Here is an 18,054-nt window from a genome sequence, read left to right on the forward strand (position 1 = left end):
CTTTTTTGTTTATGAATTTAATTTCACACTCTCAGGAACCCATTTGGCTTCAAATAGATCCATGAATTCTTGTGCAACGGGGTCTGCCTCTAAAGCTGAGAAAGCTTGCGCTTTTTTTGCCTCAAGGTCTTTTGTGTGCAACATATTAGGGGTTAGATGATCTGTTTGCAACTGTTCTGTCTGAATATGCCAATTCATTGAATACGCCTCAGACAATACTTTAGCCATTTTATCGAGCATTTCTTTACTGCTGACTGCATAGTCACTAATGGCTAATTGTAGTATGTTGTCTGAGATATCAATTAAAGCAGCATTCTTAGCCAGCATCTGCGCTGCACCTAATTTACTGCTTAATAAAGCCACAACTTCAGACCAAGTATTTGGCGTCAACTCAGGCAAAACAATGTTACTTTGCTCAACTTCTTGTATTTCCTGTTCATGATACTCGTTAGCATCAAACGTCTCTGTCTCTTGCTCTATAGCTGTAACAAAGCCAGATGGCTGTGCTACCTCTTTTAATGAAGTTTCTGATAATGTCTGAGCTATTAAATTTTCTGATTCATCTTTAATAGTAGACTCTTGTTGTACTGAATCATCATTTTTTTCTAATAATGTCGCCTTATTTTCAATAGTATCCACTGATTCTGGCATCACTTCAGAAGAAGGATCTGGTGCTGTATCGGTTTGCTCTTTTGGTGTTTCTCGGGCAGTCGATACTTGATCTTCCCAAGGTAAATCAGTCACTTGTTCTTCTGACTCTACATCATGATTTTGTGGCTCTGTATAGTGTACCACCTTGGCTACTGTATCGTGATTATCTTGTTTAACTGTTTCTGGTTCTTGGACAATAGCCACCTTTTGAACTGTTGGAGGAGACAATGTTTGCGTGTTTAACTCAGAAGATAAATTGGTACCTGTTACCTGCCAATTTAGTTGATCTGATTTGGCAGCCAAAGGTGCAAAGGCCAACATACGCAATAACGTCATGACAAACCCAGCATATTCATCAGGCGCTAGTGGTAAATCCTGTTTACCCTGTAAGGCACATTGATAATAAAGTTGAATTTGTTCGGCTGACAATGCTTGAGCAAACAGGCTAAGTGTCTCTTTTTCTGGGTCATCAGCTGCTAGTGACGTTGGCACAGCCTGTATGATTGCTATTTGTTGCAGCAACGCAGCCAACTCCCCTAACGCAGAATCAAAACTAACCGCTCTAGTATTCATCTGTTCGGCTTGATCAATTAAAGATTGCCCATTTTGGTTAATCAGCTCTTGCAATAACATAAACAAATAACGTTTATCTACAGCACCCAACATATGCCGCACATCAGCCTCAGCTACTTTTCCAGAACCTAAAGCAATCGCTTGATCCAATAAACTTAAAGCATCTCTCATTGATCCCATGGCAAAGCGCCCTAAGATAACCAATGCAGCTTCTTCAGCAGGAACATTTTCTTGCTCTAAAATATAGGCCAAATGTTTGCTGATTTGCTGAGGAGTCATGTTACGCAATACAAACTGCAAGCACCTAGATAAAACCGTGACAGGCACTTTATGCGGATCTGTTGTTGCCAGAATAAATTTTACATGTTCAGGAGGCTCTTCCAAGGTTTTGAGCATGGCATTAAATGCACTTTTGGACAACATATGCACTTCATCAATAATATAAACTTTATAACGCCCAACTGTTGGTGCATATTGCGCATTTTCTAAAACCTCTCTGATATTATCAATACCAGTATTGGAAGCAGCATCTATTTCTAATAAATCAACAAAACGCCCAGCATCTATTTGTGTACAGGCAGAACATACACCACATGGCTCACCACCTATACCAGATTCACAATTTAAACTTTTAGCCAGAATACGCGCAATGGTTGTTTTCCCTACACCGCGTGTACCCGTCAATAGATAAGCATGGTGCAAACGCCCTTGAGCAAGCGCATTTTGCAATGCCTTAACAACATGTTCTTGCCCAACTAAGTCAGCAAATTTTCTTGGGCGCCATTTTCTGGCTAAAGCTTGATAAACCATAAAAAAACTTTCTAATTCATTTTACTTTTAATACCATCGGATAGCTCTTGTACTGCTTTCACATATAAACGGCTATGGTTATATTGCCAAATGGTATAAAAATTATTTAAACCTAAATAATAATCATACACACCAGGTGCGGTTTCCAAAGAAAACACAAAGGCTTTTTGATTATCTGATACATTTTCCAATGGTGTCACACCCATTTGTTTTAATTGCTTGATTGTATATTTTAACTGAGTGTTTTCAGCCAAAGCAGCTTCTGTTTGAGCATTTAAACTGACTGCAGCTGGCACCAAGATTGGGCCGCCAGTTTGCCAATCATGTTGTTTAAAATAATTGGCTACTGAACCGACAACATCATATGGATTATTCCAAATATCTCTTTGTCCATCACCATCTAAATCAACAGCCCATTTTCTAAAGCTTGATGGCATAAATTGTGGCATACCCATTGCTCCTGCATAACTACCTTTAAAGGTTAATGGGTCTTTTCGTTCTTCTTTTGCCAATAATAATAATTCAGTTAATTCTTTTCTAAAAAACTCAGCTCGACGAGGATAATTAAATGCTAAAGTGCTTAATGAGTCTGCCAAACGAAAAGAACCAGTATTACGTCCATAGTTGGTCTCAATGCCAATAATGGCAACAATAACATGAGCAGGTACACCATATTTCTTAGAGGCCATCTCTAAAGCCGCTCTATTTTTCTTCCAAAAAGCAACACCATCATTCATGCTTTTTGTACTCACGGCATTTGTTTTAAACTGATACCATGGGCGGGAAGTACTTGGTCTGTCCATCACACTAATGATATTAGGTTTATTCACTGCATTGGCAAAAAATGCTTCTAACTCTGGGCGATTCATACTACCTGATTTTACTTGTTCATTAATGTAGTTTTGTACATCTGAACGATTTAAGAGCTCAGCATCGGCAAAAACAAAAGAACTCATCAAACCCATTAATAAAACCATTACTTTCTTTTTCATTCTTTAATCACCTTAAGTTAAGTTTTTATAAGTGTAACAAAATCTACCAAGACATCAAACCAACTTGCCATAATATAAATGCTTTTTACCAAAAAACACATTTTTAATGAAATAAAACCCTGCCTATAAATTTTATAGACAGGGTTTCAAACTTAAATCGAAAATTTATTCAGCAGCAGCAACGACAACGACTTTAATCGCAGCCACAGCATCATGATGCAAAGCAACTTCTAACTCATACTCACCAGTAGCTTTTAATGGGCCATTTGGCAAACGAATATCAGAACGAGCTGCCTGAACACCTGTTGCAACAATTGCAGCAGCAATATCAGCATTGGTAACAGAACCAAATAAACGACCGTCTACACCTGCTTTTTGAGCAATGGTAATAACAGCATTATCTAGCTTCGCTTTACGTGCTTGCGCATCTGCCAATACGGCAGCTTGTTTTGCTTCTAGCTCTGCACGGCGTGCTTCAAATTCTGCTAAATTAGCAGCGGTTGCACGACGAGCTTTCCCAGAAGGAATCAAGAAGTTACGAGCGTAACCATTTTTCACAGTAACCACATCACCTAAGGCGCCTAGATTACCAATTTTTTCTAAAAGAATAACTTGCATATCTTTTGCTCCCTCTTTTTACTTATGTTGGTCGGTATAAGGCAACAAAGCCAAGAAACGAGCACGTTTAACCGCACAAGAAAGCTGACGTTGATAACCAGCTTTTGTACCTGTAATACGAGCAGGAATAATTTTGCCATTTTCAGCAATAAAATCTTTTAAGATATCCACTGCTTTATAATCTACTTCTTTAATGCCTTCTGCTGAGAAACGGCAGAATTTTTTACGTTTAAATGTTTGACGAGCCATGTCGTTTAACCTTTTATATCAGTTCAATTGTTTGAATATGCAGTATTACTTGAGTACTTCTAAGGCTTTTTTGGCTTAAAAAACCTGATACTAAAACAGCCTTATCTTGTACATACTGCCAATTTAATGCTTCTTGTCCTAAAAACTTGGCGGCTAACTCGCACTCAACTATTCGACTTTTTCCACTTTCTATCTGTTCAGATTGATGCTTAAGCATCATGCTCAAAACAGGTACACCAGCGGGGGTATAACGAAGTGAAGAAACTGAAACAACCCGAGCGCTCAGAGTCAGCTTGTTATCCAATATTATTCAGCAGCCTCTTCTTCTACTGCTGCATTTGGATCCAATACATTTTTAGACTTTTCTTCTTTCATCATTGGCGATGCTTCAGAAACAGCATGTTTCATTTTAATTGTCAAATGACGTAAAACTGCATCGTTGAATTTGAATGCATTTTCAATTTCAGCCACAACTTCTGGAGAAGTTTCAACATTCATTAACACATAATGTGCTTTATGAATTTTGTTAATTGGATAAGCCAATTGGCGACGGCCCCAATCTTCTAAGCGATGAATTTTACCTTGAGCCTCAGTAATCAAAGTTTTATAGCGCTCAATCATTGCTGGCACTTGTTCACTTTGATCAGGGTGCACGATAAATACGATTTCGTAATGACGCATGCTCACTCCTTTTGGATAGAATCCTTTTACCATGCGTTGTGTAAAAGGAAAGGTTGCAAAACGTTCGATTATACTTCAGTTAGAAACACAATACAATAACAACTTCGTTCATCCTATTATTTTCCATCAAATCAAATACAATACAACTTTAAACAAAAATGTTAAACTAAAATATAAATTTATATGATTAAGGGGTTTTTTATGCTGGCTGAGCTTGATTTAAATCACTTTTCTTTATTAAAGTTATCACACAGTTTAGCCAGCTCATCTGGACAAATTGAGCTTTTGCTCACCTGCATGTTGATATTGATGACCTATGTCCTCAGACAAACTTGTTTTAAAAAATCTGTAGAACGTTACCATGCACAACCTAATCATCATTTCTGGCGACATTTAGGCGCTCGTTTAATTTGGCCTATTGTACTGATCATTCTGTTGGTTATTGGTGCATTTTTATGGCATCTAACAGGTCATGAAATCTTATGGTTTCAATTTATGGTCAGGGCATTTTTATGGATGGCACTTATTCGTACCATCATGGCCATTATTCGTTACACTTTACCAAATGGTTTTTTTGAAGCCAGTGCTGAATATTTTATATCTGGGACACTCTGGGTCATTTTTATTGTATGGTTAAGTGGTTTAGATACGATTATTCTAAACTGGCTAGAACACGTAAAACTACCTATTGGCAAAAGCAACATCAGCTTACTTAATATATTTTCTGCCATTATCTGGGTCGGTGTGATTTTAATCTTTGCCCTATGGCTGGCTCGATTATTAGAAGCAAGAATTATGCAGCTTAATCGTATTGACATTAATGTACGAATTGTCATCAATAAATTACTGTCAAGTGTGCTCATTATTTTGGCTGTACTTATTGCCTTACCTATGGTGGGAATAGATCTAACGGTGTTGTCTGTTTTTGGTGGTGCATTGGGTGTTGGTTTAGGGTTTGGGCTACAAAAAATTGCCAGCAGTTATGTATCTGGTTTTATTATTTTATTAGAACGTTCATTGCGCTTAGGCGATGTAGTAACCATCAGTAACTATACGGGTACTGTCTCAAAAATCACTTCACGTTATGTTGTGTTAAAAGCAAGTGATGGATCTGATTGTTTGATTCCAAATGATACGATCATTTCAAATAATGTGATTAATCAATCTTTATCTGATGATTTAGCTTGGACCAAAGTGGATGTTCAAGTGGCATATGGCACTGATTTGGATAAAGCAATGCTTTTATTAGTTGAAGCAGCAAAACACAATCGTATTATCTCTAACCCAGCCCCAACCCCTTATTTAATCAGCTTTGGAGACTCTGGCATCAATTTATCGATCGGTTTTTGGGTCGCGGACGCTAAACAAGGAACACTTGGGTTAAAATCTGCCATTTTAATGAATATTTGGCATATTTTTAAAGAAAACGATATTGAAATGCCATTTCCTCAAAGAGAAATTCGTATTCTTAACACCCCAAATAATGAACATTTAATTACCGATTCTGTCCAATCGGACAGTAATGATAAACTTTAGAATAAAAAATAATGTCACAATTAAACTATAAACAACCTGTTTCTGTTTTGGTCATTATTCATGACCCTGACTTTAATATTTTACTTTTAGAACGTGCAGATGCACCTAATTTTTGGCAATCAGTCACTGGCAGTATGGAGCAAAATGAACCTTTACTGTACACAGCACAAAGAGAAGTATATGAAGAAACAGGTATTGATACACAATATTACTGCCCCCATAATTGGCATATGAGCCATGATTTTGAAATTTATGAGCGCTGGCGTCACCGTTACGCACCAGGCACCACATACAATACAGAACATGTATTTTCTTTGTGTATTCCACACGATACAGTTATTCATATTCAACCTAGAGAACATATTCAATATATTTGGCTACCCATAAAAGAAGCGGCAGATAAAGTATTTTCTCCAAGCAATCAAGAAGCCATTTTATTGCTTCCTCAAAAAGGCATATGTAATGTCCATACTACTGCCGCCTCTTAAAATAGTAACTTATAACATCCATAAAGGCATGTCTGCACTAAACAGATATGTTCGGTTGTACAGTATTGCTATGGCTTTACAAAAGCTGGATGCTAATATTATTTTTTTACAAGAAGTTCAAGGTGAACACAAAAAAAGAGCACGTAAGTATTTATACTTTCCAGAAAAAGGTCAGCATGATTTTTTAGCCCAATCTTTAGGTTTAAAAGCCACCTATGGCAAAAATGCCTTATATGAGCATAAACATCATGGCAATGCAATATTGAGTAATTTACCTTTAATAGACAGCCATAATTTAGATATCAGCGTCAATGCTATGGAAAACCGCGGCATTTTACACTGTACATTCAAGCCTGAAGGCTGGCCAACAGAAGTCGTTGCATTATGTGCCCACCTAAATTTATTGCACCACGACAGAAAAAAACAATATCAATACCTCATTCATTATATTCAAGAAAAAATTGACCCTAAAGTGCCTTTGATTTTAGCTGGAGACTTTAATGACTGGCAAAATAAAGCTTCGGATATTTTACAAAATGAACTGAATTTACAGGATGTATTTATCCACCGTCATGGCGCACCAGCAAAGAGCTTCCCTTCCCGTATGCCATTTTTTACTTTAGACAGAATCTATACCCGTTATTTGTTGCCTATCCATGCAAATGTTCATACTGGTATTCCATGGACAAACCTATCTGACCATTTACCTTTAAGCACTTCTCTCATTTTAAATAAGTAAATGATATCATCTGTATAAATAAACATAATCAGCAATTAATTTAAGTTATACTCTGACAAAACAATATAATAAAACTTTTTAAAGACACAATAATAAACCCATGAGATACACACCTGCTCCAGCGCCTCAAAATAGACATGATTGGCATACAATAAAAAACTTATTGCCTTATGTTTGGCAGTTTAAAAAACGTGTTGTTCTGGCAATCATTTGCCTAATCTTAGCTAAAGTGGCAACAGTGCTTTTACCCATTTATCTTAAAGACATCGTTGATGGGCTTAGCATTAAAAATACAGCACAAAACTTAATTGTTTTGCCCGTAATGGCATTATTAGGTTATGGCTTAGCACGTTTATCATCCAGTGTATTTGGTGAATTACGTGATGCTTTATTTGCCCGAGTCACCCAAGGAGCGGTACAAAAAGCGGCTAAAGAAGTCTTTGAGCATTTATTTGCCTTGTCCATGCGCTTTCACTTAAATAGGCAAACAGGTGGCTTAAGTCGAGACATTGAACGCGGCACTCGTGGTATCGGCTTTTTATTAAACTTTATGGTGTTTAATATTATCCCCACGTTATTAGAAATTTCCCTAGTAGCCGCTATTTTATTGTGGCGTTATGATTTTTGGTTCGCCATTATTACACTGAGTACCATTGCCTTTTATATTCTATTTACGCTTATTGTCACTGAGAAACGAATGGTTTTCCGCCGCAGCATGAACAACTTAGACAGCCAAGCAAACAGTAAAGCGATTGATGCTTTACTGAACTATGAAACGGTTAAGTATTTTGGCAATGAACAATATGAAGTCAACCGCTATGACACTAATTTACAAAAATGGGTTGATTCAGCAGTCAAAAATCAAGTTTCTTTGAATTTTCTGAATATTGGTCAAGCGGCTATTATCACAACAGGTGTCACCTTACTGTTATGGTTATCTGCACAAGGTGTTGTTGATGGCAAACTGACTGTAGGTGATGTGGTATTGGTTTCTGCTTACTTAACCCAACTTTATGCTCCCTTAAATTTTCTCGGGTTTATTTACCGTGAAATAAAACATTCCTTGGCAGACTTAGAAAGAATGTTTGGCTTACTACATGAGGGAGCTGAAATTAAAGATGCCCCAGATGCACAAACATTAGACACACAATATGCACAAGTGGCCTTTAAACAAGTGAACTTTGGTTATAATGATAATCGACAAATTTTATTCGATGTCAGTTTTTCTATTCCAGCAGGACAAACACTGGCCGTTGTGGGTTCATCTGGTGCAGGTAAATCCACTTTATCACGTCTATTATTTCGGTTTTATGATGTTCAATCCGGTGCAATTGAAATCAATGGTGTAAATATCCAACAGATGACCCAAAAAAGTTTAAGGCAACATATTGGCATTGTGCCTCAAGATACGGTCTTATTTAATGACACGATAGCTTACAACATCGCCTATGGTCATCCAAAAGCCACAGATCAAGAGATTATCGCGGCAGCAAAAGCTGCCAGTATTCATCAATTTATTGAAAGCTTACCTGAAGGTTATCAAACTCAGGTTGGTGAGCGAGGCTTAAAACTTTCTGGTGGAGAAAAACAACGGGTAGCCATTGCCCGCACCTTACTCAAAAACCCCCCTATTCTTATTTTAGATGAAGCAACCAGCGCTTTAGACACCCGAACAGAACGAGCCATTCAAGAAGAGTTATTACAAATAGCCAAAAGCCGAACCACCTTAATCATTGCCCACAGGCTGTCAACCATTGTAGATGCAGATAATATTATTGTGATGGAACACGGACAAGTTATTGAGTCAGGGAACCACAAAACTTTATTGGCACAACAAGGACGTTATGCACAAATGTGGGCCATGCAGCAAGCAGAAAAAGAAGAAAATTAAACGATAAAAGCCTTTGCTGTCTCTGACACAACACTTGCTACAATACTATTTTTTTAATGATGTTTCAAAAATAAAAATTGTATTTTTTAAATTTTTTTGATATTCAACAAGACATCAATCAAGTAATTAAAGGTATTTTACTGGGCAGTTAACATCACTTAACAATGCCATAAACATTAAAAATAGTGACTTTAAGATATTTCAAAAAAGAAAAACGCTAGATATTATTGCACTGACACAGTATATTGAGCCTTAATACTGTATCAAACAATTGCTGAAATTTTTATTCAAGCTTTTTAGTTATTATTGAACTTACGGAGGTAACATGCAAATAGGCATCCCCAAAGAGTCCCAAGGTGACGCAACACGTGTTGCAGCAACACCTCACACAGTCGAACAGCTTCTTAAACTGGGATTCTCTGTTGTAGTAGAAGAAAATGCAGGCAAAGCATCAAGCTTTGATGATCAAGCATTTATTGATGCTGGCGCCACCATTGCTGCTGCAAACTCAACTTGGCAAAGTGATTTAATCTTAAAAGTTGATGCACCCACACAAGCAGAAATAACACAAATGAAGGAAGGTGCTTCATTAATCAGTTTCATTTACCCGGCTCAAAATGAAGCCTTACTTAATGAACTGGCTCAAAGAAAAATTACTGTCATGGCAATGGATGCCGTACCACGTATTTCTCGAGCACAATCAATGGATGCCTTAAGCTCGATGGCCAATATTGCAGGTTACCGTGCAGTAGTGGAAGCAGCTCATGAATTTGGTCGTTTTTTTACAGGTCAAATTACAGCTGCAGGTAAAGTGCCCCCAGCAAAAGTATTGGTCATTGGTGCGGGTGTTGCTGGTTTAGCTGCCATTGGAGCGGCCAGTAGCTTGGGTGCGATCGTCCGCGCCTTTGATACTCGACCAGAAGTAAAAGAGCAAATTCACAGTATGGGTGCTGAATTTTTGGAGCTGGATTTTGAAGAAGAAGCAGGTAGCGGCGATGGTTACGCCAAACAAATGTCTGCGGCTTTTATTGAAGCAGAAATGGCACTTTTTGCGGCACAAGCCAAAGAAGTAGACATTATTATCACCACAGCGTTAATACCAGGCAAACCCGCACCACGCTTAATTTCAAAAGAAATGGTTGATTCAATGAAACCAGGTAGCGTGATTGTGGATTTGGCTGCAGCAACTGGGGGAAACTGTGAATATACTCAACCTGGTTCATTATTCAAAACAGATAATGGTGTTAAAGTCATTGGTTACACAGATTTAGCCAGTCGCTTATCTGCCCAAGCATCTCAATTATACGGCACAAACATTGTTAATTTGCTTAAATTATTGTGCCAAGAAAAAAACGGTACTTTAGACATTAATTTTGAAGACGTCATTATTCGAGGTGTTACAGTTGTCAAAGAAGGGGAAATTACCTGGCCTGCGCCCCCTATTCAAGTGTCCGCTCAACCTGCAGTACAAAACGCAACACTTACCCCAGTAAAAGAAGAAAAAGCGCCAATGAGCCCTGCAAAAAAAATAGGCATTGTTGTTGCAGCAGCGGCACTATTTTGCTGGATCGCTTCTTTGGTACCAGATAGCTTTTTGTCACACTTTACAGTATTTGCTTTGGCTTGTGTCGTAGGTTATTACGTTGTCTGGAATGTCAGCCATTCACTACATACCCCACTAATGTCAGTAACCAATGCGATTTCTGGCATTATCATTGTAGGTGCTCTATTACAAATTGGTGATGGCAATAGTTTAATTACAGCAATTGCTTTTATTGCCGTACTGATTGCCAGTATTAATATTTTTGGGGGATTTGTGGTGACACAACGAATGTTAAAAATGTTTCAACGTGGTAAAGGAGAATAAGCATGGGAAACCCTCTATTATCCAATAGCTTGGTTCAAGCAGCTTATATCATTGCCGCGCTATTATTTATTTTTAGTTTGGCGGGATTATCCAAACACGAAACAGCAAAAACTGGCAATGCTCTAGGCATTTTAGGAATGAGCATAGCTTTAATTGCTACTATTGCTGGCAGCAGCCACAGTGGCGGCCTTCACTGGATTTTCATTGCCATGATTATTGGTGCGGGCATTGGTATTTTCCTTGCACGTAAAGTCGAAATGACCCAAATGCCAGAACTGGTTGCCGTTTTACATAGTTTTGTTGGTTTAGCAGCAGTATTGGTCGGCTACAATAGCTTTTTAGAACATCCTCCTCTGGCTCCTGATGAAGTAACGATTCATTTAATTGAAATTTTTGTGGGCGTCTTTATTGGTGCAGTAACCTTTACCGGTTCCATTGTAGCGTTTGGTAAATTAAATGGTGTTTTATCCTCTAAGCCTTTGTCTTTACCGAAAAAACACTATATCAATTTAATTGCCGTTGCCGTATCAGTGTTGTTGCTTATCGGTTTTATTCATACCCAAAGTGAAGCAATTGGCTTTATGGCCTTGTTTATCATGACCCTAATTGCCTTTGCATTTGGTTGGCATTTGGTTGCGTCCATTGGCGGTGCTGATATGCCAGTTGTCGTGTCTATGCTGAATTCTTATTCTGGTTGGGCTGCGGCTGCCGCAGGTTTTATGTTGTCTAATGATTTATTGATTGTCACAGGTGCTTTAGTTGGCTCCTCTGGTGCGATTTTATCGTACATTATGTGTAAAGCCATGAATCGTTCATTTATCAGCGTTATTGCAGGGGGTTTCGGCACAGAAGGTGTTGCGGTAGAAGCAGGCGAAATGGGCGAGTACCGTGAGATGAAACCTAATGAAGTGGCTCAACTGTTAAAAGAGTCTCGCTCTGTGGTGATTGTCCCTGGTTACGGTATGGCAGTTGCTCAAGCACAAGCGGCAGTAAGCAATATTGTCCAAAAACTCCAAGGCTTAGGAATCACTGTTCGTTTTGCAATCCATCCTGTTGCTGGACGTTTACCAGGTCATATGAATGTATTATTAGCTGAAGCGAAAGTACCTTACGATATCGTATTGGAAATGGATGAAATTAATGAAGATTTCCCTGATACCGATACAGTCTGGGTTATTGGTGCCAATGACATTGTCAACCCTTCAGCAGAAGACGATCCAAATAGCCCGATTGCAGGCATGCCCGTTTTAGAGGTATGGAAAGCACAAAATGTGATTATTTCTAAACGTTCGATGAATACAGGTTATGCAGGCGTACAAAATCCTTTATTCTTTAAAGAAAACAGCTACATGCTCTTTGGCGATGCTAAAGAAAGTGTTGAAACTGTGTTACATGATTTATAAATCATAACCGCATAAAAACAGCTCCTATCAAGGAGCTGTTTTTATATATAAGCAATTCAAATCTGAAATAAAAAATACGCTATTTGAATTAAGATAAGATTCTAAACTTTTCTCCCCTCTTTATTATTTATTAATAAAAAATACCTAAACAACCCATAAAATATTTATATTTTATTTAAAATTTAATATAGGTATACTTCTCTCAAGGTCTATCATATGGGCAATATCACTCATTTTTACGAGTCAAGATGTTTGTCATGTGTTCATATTAGATACTGAATAATAAAACAACTGTATTTTTCATTACAAAGGAGATGTTTTTATGAAAATCCATCCATCTAAATTACACATGGCAACGGCTTTGAGTGTTGCTTCTGTTTTAGCAATATCTGGCTGCCATAGCACAAAACCTACTTATCAACCTAAACCAGATCAACCCGTAGTCACCTATCCTGGCAATGACATTGATGCCCAAGAAAAGGAACTTAGTGAATTTTTAACCCAACAGGGTATCCCTTATGTGCGTGAAGGCATCAATTTAGTGATTCGCTTACCAGAAGCCATTACTTTTGCTACAGGAAGTGCCACACTCAAACCACAAGCCATATCATCACTAACACAAATGGCAACAGTATTTTCAAAATACAATCAGTCAACCATTCATGTGATTGGTTACACGGACTCAACAGGCACTGACGCAATTAATGATAAATTATCATTACAACGCGCACAAAATGTTTCAAAAATACTTCAGGATAAAGGGGTTGGTGCTTTTAGATTAAATGCTGTTGGTGCAGGCTCAAAAAATCCAATTGCCAGCAATGATACAGCAGAAGGTAGAGCACAAAATAGGCGAGTTGAACTGGTTTTACAACCATTACAGCTGAAACGTTAAGATAAAATTAAAGCCCCATACAGGGGCTTTAATTTATTAAATGGCTTCTTGTTAACTTAAAAGCCTCCAAGCGACACGTCTGGCTGTTCCTTTAGGTGTATCAGCACAAGTCACTGTTGTACCAACTACTGTGTTTCTGTCCTGAGAAGTAGGATCAATGTAAACCAGAATATCGGTACCATCACATTCTTTAGGTTTAATCACTTTACCAGGTGTAAACAGTTTACCCGATTGAGATGCCTGACCGTTTGCATTATAAGGCAAGTTATTTGAAGTAATTAAATAAAATGGGGCAACACGATCGGTATATTGAGTACCAGCTGTAAAGATACTGCCACCAGAAGATAACTGTGTTTTACCGATATTACTATTTTTCACGGTAATATTGCCACCAGTAGACGCATCTAAAATCATTTGCCACGTACCAGAATACCCCATAGGTACAGAACAAACAGCGCCATTACTACTGCCATTCAAATACTCTGGTTTAATAAAATACGTTGTCAAAAACAGTGATCCATCACTAATCGTAGGTTCTACAAGTACCCTTTCTCCAAGCGCACTTTTACCTTGGCTTTGAAGATCAATAAACCAACCTCGATTTTGTTTATCATTTGGTTTATTGGTTGTTGCAATCCTCACTGTTTGTCCAGAAATATCTTTAGCTTCAGAAAGAGTTTGTTCAACCAAAACATCTTTTCTCGTTAAATAGGAAGGCACTTCCATCGCCATAGAAGAACTATAGCGATCAATAATCCCATACAAAGCTTGAACACTTTTGTCTGTTGCATCCTTTTTATAAATTTGGCTACCTGTACCAAAGACAACAGTCACCGATTGATCTTTATTTAAAGAAACAGTTGGAGCCGTTGTAATCGGTTGACTTGGGTTACCCTCATAAATCAGTGTTGTTTGCCAATCGTCTATGGTATTACCTCTAAAATCAATCCGATACACATTACCATTATAGTCGGCTGCATAGCCTAAATCATATACACCATTAAAATCCAAATCCACCAAGGAAATACCTGTTAACGCATTATTTTTATTATTGCTATCAGGCACAGGCATTTCTATTTTTCTGAGTAATTTACCCATTTCATTGGTTGATACAGGTTTTTCATGAGCTGTACCGACATCTGCACCCAATGCATCAATCACATATAAAGAAGGTTTACTTTCTGTACCATTGTAACCATTGGCCACAAACGCCAGAACCCTTACATCCTTCTCCACATTAGGCAGGCCATTTTTTCTGGTCATCGCCATTTGCCCCAGTATCGGTTTACCAATGGTATAACCTATTTTTTCTAACCCTACCATAGGTGCACCCGTATGAGGATTCATGGCAGAGTCCCAGTTAACAGAAGATTTGATTAAAGTATCTCGTTTAGCTGGATCATTTCCATACTCTGCATTGAAAGAGTAATTATCATTGCCAGTTGCAGCATATTGCTCATAACCTGTACGCGCAAGATAACCTGAACCATTCAAGGAATAAACACCCTTACCGCCTTGTCCTGTTGTACCAACAGCAATAATTTGATATTTTTCGTTGTCTCTAAAATATCCAGGGCTTATTTCTTTCCTGTCATTATATGATTTGGTTTCTATGGCAGCGAATTGTCCATTTAACACATAATTAAAGGGATGATCTTCATCACCATAATTAATGTGTTTTGATTTACCTAAAGCTTGTAAGATGGTTTCGTTTTGCTCTCTTTGAGTCGCACCAGGAACATAGACAAATTGTGCTCCTAGCCCCCAACCACCTGCATCACCAAACACAATGACTTGTCCATTATTGCTACCAACAATCATATCACCTTGAAAATAAGGGCGAATAGGATCTGTACTGGTTTTATCTGCCCCTCCGATAACAGGATAATGCTTATCTGTCCACTGCGCTTGTATATAACCCGTGCCAAGAGCTGCAGCAGTCACCCCAATGGACATCCCAACGGTACCACCACCATACTCACTGGAAATATCATTTTGATAATAAAATAAACGATAACGATATTTATTACCCATGGCTAAAAACTGGTTACCAAACATAACACCTGAATCCATTGCACCAGTAGTAGGCTCATAACTTTCATCAAACCCTGTAATGGCTTTATATATTGAAGTATTACTGTTTAATGTACCACCGATACTACTATATGAAGTTAATGTATTTGGCCTAATATGATCTCGTCTAAACATAAGATGTTTGGAATTTGGCGCTTGAGGCACATGCACATTATCACCTAATGTAAATAAAGTTGGCCATACTCTTTTAAGGTAACCAGCATCGGTACTGCTAAATCCAAAATCTTCATTGCTCAAACTAGAAATATCTTCATATCCAAATTGTCTGGTACCATTTTGCCCATCGGCAATTAATTTTATCCCTTTTTGGGTATTCACAATGGTCGGTGTTGCCGAGCGGTTAACCATTGCAAAACTTGGAATTTGCATCTCAATGGGCCGCCCAGCAAAAGATTCATTATGTTTGAAATTTGGGTTAATTATATCTGGGTATTTTTTTAGTGACCCTTTTTCATCAAAAACAGAAAGTACAAAAGTAGATGCCCATTTATTTGGATAATTTGCGACCCTTAATATCGGAATATTTTTAATCAATTTTTCTGCATCTGAGTTTTGCCCATAATCCAGATAAATAATATCATCTTCACCTTTGTTTATATTATAAGATTTAACGGGTTTAGGATAACCCGCAATTAAGATATTTTCATAATAGCGCCCCATTGCATAAGCGGGATTACTTTTTATTTTGCCCGCAACTTCTGAAATAGAGCTGGCCAATTGTGCTTGTGAAGAAATATCTCGATAATACCCTTTACCCCTTACTGCCATTGTTTTTGGGCTGACTAATAATTCACTCCGGTAAGCATTATTTTTTAAAACAGTATTGGCATCAATTTTTGTATCACTACTGCTGAACCAAGAGGTATAGATACTTTGAACAGGGTATTCAGGGTCATCAAATTTATGAGAAATGGCTTTATTATTCCAGTAAGTATCCTGATCATCAAAATGAGCATATGTACTGTAACCATCTGGAGACGGTTGAATAAAACATTGATCTGCAGAATAGAATGTTTGATAAAGTACCCCACTCAAATTTCCTAATCCACATGGAGAAACTCTACCCGATACTGAAGGCCAAGTTTTTGGCATGACCTCACCCACATTATAACCAAATTGAGGCCACGCATAGCTATAATCAACAGCATTTTTTGCCACAACAGGCTTATAAGGATCAAATGTACCGACCATTTTTGTATAAGCTGCAGTTTCAGGGTAAATAACATCATCACCATGAGGAAAAGATAATCTGGCTTTGTCAGCATCTCCTGTAGAATCACCATCAGACACCACAAAAACGTGGCTTTGTTGACAACGATAAATAATGGCACTTTTAGCCACATCTTTATACACTTGAGTTAACGATGTGATAATAGGGGCATGCTCATATGGTTGTACGGTAATACTATTTAAAGCAGCCAATACTGCTGCCCCATTACCATCTTCAGGTTGAACAAGCATCACATTGGCTACAGAAGCAGGATCATTATCAATATCATATAAAGTTGCAATACCGAAACGATATTGCCCTTGATGAGAGGAAATAAATTGTTTGACTGCCCCTATATATGAATCTAACTTGGTTTCACCAGAGGGCAACAGCTCGCCTGTTCTTTTTGAGTTATCAATTAAAAAAACCAAATTGGGTATGGCTTTGCTATTGATATTTTGCAATCCTTCAATACCAAAAGGTAGGGCAAAATTTTGAGGGGTTGTGGCTGAATCTGCCGCGACCACAACATTACAAGAGAATAAAGTAGCCAAAGCGATGGCAATTATTTTCTTATTAGACAATTTCATATTTATTCACTTTCAACATTCAATTTAAAATAATTACAAAACAATATTAATTTTTTCTCTATTAACCAATTTCAATTTAGTACTATGTATTTATTCAAATAAATTTGAATAAATAGACAATTCATGTGTGATTAAATTAAAACTTGCTTCTTCCAACAAAGGACCACTAATATTATTAGGGTCATAAGACAATAATTTAATTTCTGTGATCTCTTCCTCTAATAAAGGGTATACTTCAAAAGTATTTAACCGTGCAAATATTTCCTGAGTTGGCCAAGCCTCACTATATAAACCAACAGTCACATGAGGAGTAAACACAGCCGTTGAAATTTCAGGTCGCAACAGCATTTGGTTTAAAGACAAAAATACTCGCTCCTCATCCCTCACAGGAAAAAACGCAGCAATGGCGAAACTGGTTAAAAAACCTTCTATATTTAAATGAAGACTTTTCTTCTCCCTACTTTTTAATTGCTCAACATCAGCCCAAAACAGCTCTTCTGAATAATCATCCTCATACTGTTTTTCTTTACACATAAAACCACTTGGTGCTACAGTAAAATGGGTCTTTCGAAAATAATCCTGCACCAAATATGGGCTTAAATGCTTCTTGGCTTTTAGAATCCTTTCTTCAAGGACATCATTACTGATGTCTATAGCCCAAACAGCATACTTTTTTCTATTTTTATGCCAATAAGACAGGTCTTCAGCAACGCTGGCAAAAGTATGTTGGTATTTAAGTAACTCAGGGTGAGCCAAGACTTTACTCT

15 protein-coding genes are annotated in these 18,054 nt (G+C 37.7%); 7 read left to right on the forward strand and 8 right to left on the reverse strand.

Going from position 1 to position 18,054, the window contains the following annotated elements:
• Positions 1 to 9 precede the first annotated feature (9 nt).
• The 6 genes from dnaX to rpsF all read right to left on the reverse strand — a co-directional run bounded on the left by dnaX (position 10) and on the right by rpsF (position 4,574).
• A complete protein-coding gene (gene dnaX, locus AADH04_RS00375; protein WP_434778274.1) occupies positions 10 to 2,034 on the reverse strand; it encodes a DNA polymerase III subunit gamma/tau in 2,025 nt (674 codons plus the stop codon).
• Positions 2,035 to 2,045: 11 nt separating this feature from the next.
• Complete coding sequence (gene mltB, locus AADH04_RS00380) at positions 2,046 to 3,026, reverse strand: lytic murein transglycosylase B (RefSeq protein WP_434778275.1); 981 nt, start codon at positions 3,024 to 3,026, stop codon at positions 2,046 to 2,048.
• A 165-nt stretch (positions 3,027 to 3,191) separates the two neighbouring features.
• Positions 3,192 to 3,644, reverse strand: coding sequence for a 50S ribosomal protein L9 (gene rplI / locus AADH04_RS00385; RefSeq protein WP_434778276.1), 453 nt, complete (start codon positions 3,642 to 3,644; stop codon positions 3,192 to 3,194).
• An 18-nt stretch (positions 3,645 to 3,662) separates the two neighbouring features.
• The gene (gene rpsR, locus AADH04_RS00390; protein ID WP_434778277.1) at positions 3,663 to 3,893 is read right to left on the reverse strand and encodes a 30S ribosomal protein S18; all 231 of its coding nucleotides are present in this window, start codon (positions 3,891 to 3,893) and stop codon (positions 3,663 to 3,665) included.
• Between the two features lie 13 nt (positions 3,894 to 3,906).
• Positions 3,907 to 4,197: a primosomal replication protein N gene (gene priB, locus AADH04_RS00395; protein WP_434778278.1), complete on the reverse strand. Its 291-nt coding sequence runs from the start codon at positions 4,195 to 4,197 to the stop codon at positions 3,907 to 3,909.
• A 2-nt stretch (positions 4,198 to 4,199) separates the two neighbouring features.
• The gene (gene rpsF / locus AADH04_RS00400) at positions 4,200 to 4,574 is read right to left on the reverse strand and encodes a 30S ribosomal protein S6 (RefSeq protein WP_434778279.1); all 375 of its coding nucleotides are present in this window, start codon (positions 4,572 to 4,574) and stop codon (positions 4,200 to 4,202) included.
• 201 nt (positions 4,575 to 4,775) lie between these two features.
• Between rpsF and AADH04_RS00405 the strand changes: the two genes are divergently transcribed.
• The 7 genes from AADH04_RS00405 (at position 4,776) to AADH04_RS00435 (ending at position 13,393) form a co-directional block, all read left to right on the forward strand.
• A complete protein-coding gene (locus tag AADH04_RS00405) occupies positions 4,776 to 6,110 on the forward strand; it encodes a mechanosensitive ion channel family protein (RefSeq protein WP_434778280.1) in 1,335 nt (444 codons plus the stop codon).
• An 11-nt stretch (positions 6,111 to 6,121) separates the two neighbouring features.
• On the forward strand, positions 6,122 to 6,598 hold the full coding sequence (gene nudB, locus AADH04_RS00410; RefSeq protein WP_434778281.1) for a dihydroneopterin triphosphate diphosphatase: 477 nt from the start codon (positions 6,122 to 6,124) through the stop codon (positions 6,596 to 6,598).
• Positions 6,573 to 7,337 (forward strand): endonuclease/exonuclease/phosphatase family protein, encoded by a 765-nt coding sequence (locus AADH04_RS00415; protein WP_434778282.1) that lies wholly within the window; start codon positions 6,573 to 6,575, stop codon positions 7,335 to 7,337. Before nudB ends, AADH04_RS00415 begins: the two co-directional genes overlap by 26 nt.
• A 100-nt stretch (positions 7,338 to 7,437) precedes the next feature.
• Positions 7,438 to 9,228: an ABCB family ABC transporter ATP-binding protein/permease gene (locus AADH04_RS00420; protein ID WP_434778283.1), complete on the forward strand. Its 1,791-nt coding sequence runs from the start codon at positions 7,438 to 7,440 to the stop codon at positions 9,226 to 9,228.
• A gap of 325 nt (positions 9,229 to 9,553) precedes the next feature.
• On the forward strand, positions 9,554 to 11,095 hold the full coding sequence (pntA, locus tag AADH04_RS00425; protein WP_434778284.1) for a Re/Si-specific NAD(P)(+) transhydrogenase subunit alpha: 1,542 nt from the start codon (positions 9,554 to 9,556) through the stop codon (positions 11,093 to 11,095).
• A gap of 2 nt (positions 11,096 to 11,097) precedes the next feature.
• Positions 11,098 to 12,498, forward strand: coding sequence for a Re/Si-specific NAD(P)(+) transhydrogenase subunit beta (pntB, locus tag AADH04_RS00430; RefSeq protein WP_434778285.1), 1,401 nt, complete (start codon positions 11,098 to 11,100; stop codon positions 12,496 to 12,498).
• 322 nt (positions 12,499 to 12,820) lie between these two features.
• Positions 12,821 to 13,393, forward strand: coding sequence for an OmpA family protein (locus AADH04_RS00435; RefSeq protein ID WP_434778286.1), 573 nt, complete (start codon positions 12,821 to 12,823; stop codon positions 13,391 to 13,393).
• Positions 13,394 to 13,444: 51 nt separating this feature from the next.
• On the opposite strand, the gene AADH04_RS00440 is transcribed toward AADH04_RS00435, so the two are convergent.
• A complete protein-coding gene (locus tag AADH04_RS00440) occupies positions 13,445 to 17,287 on the reverse strand; it encodes a PilC/PilY family type IV pilus protein (RefSeq protein WP_434778287.1) in 3,843 nt (1,280 codons plus the stop codon).
• Positions 17,288 to 17,377: 90 nt separating this feature from the next.
• Positions 17,378 to 18,043, reverse strand: a complete 666-nt coding sequence (locus AADH04_RS00445; RefSeq protein WP_434778288.1) for a hypothetical protein — start codon at positions 18,041 to 18,043, stop codon at positions 17,378 to 17,380.
• Positions 18,044 to 18,054 lie beyond the last annotated feature (11 nt).

The organism is Neisseria sp. Ec49-e6-T10 (assembly GCF_051132615.1).
Classification (GTDB): domain Bacteria; phylum Pseudomonadota; class Gammaproteobacteria; order Burkholderiales; family Neisseriaceae.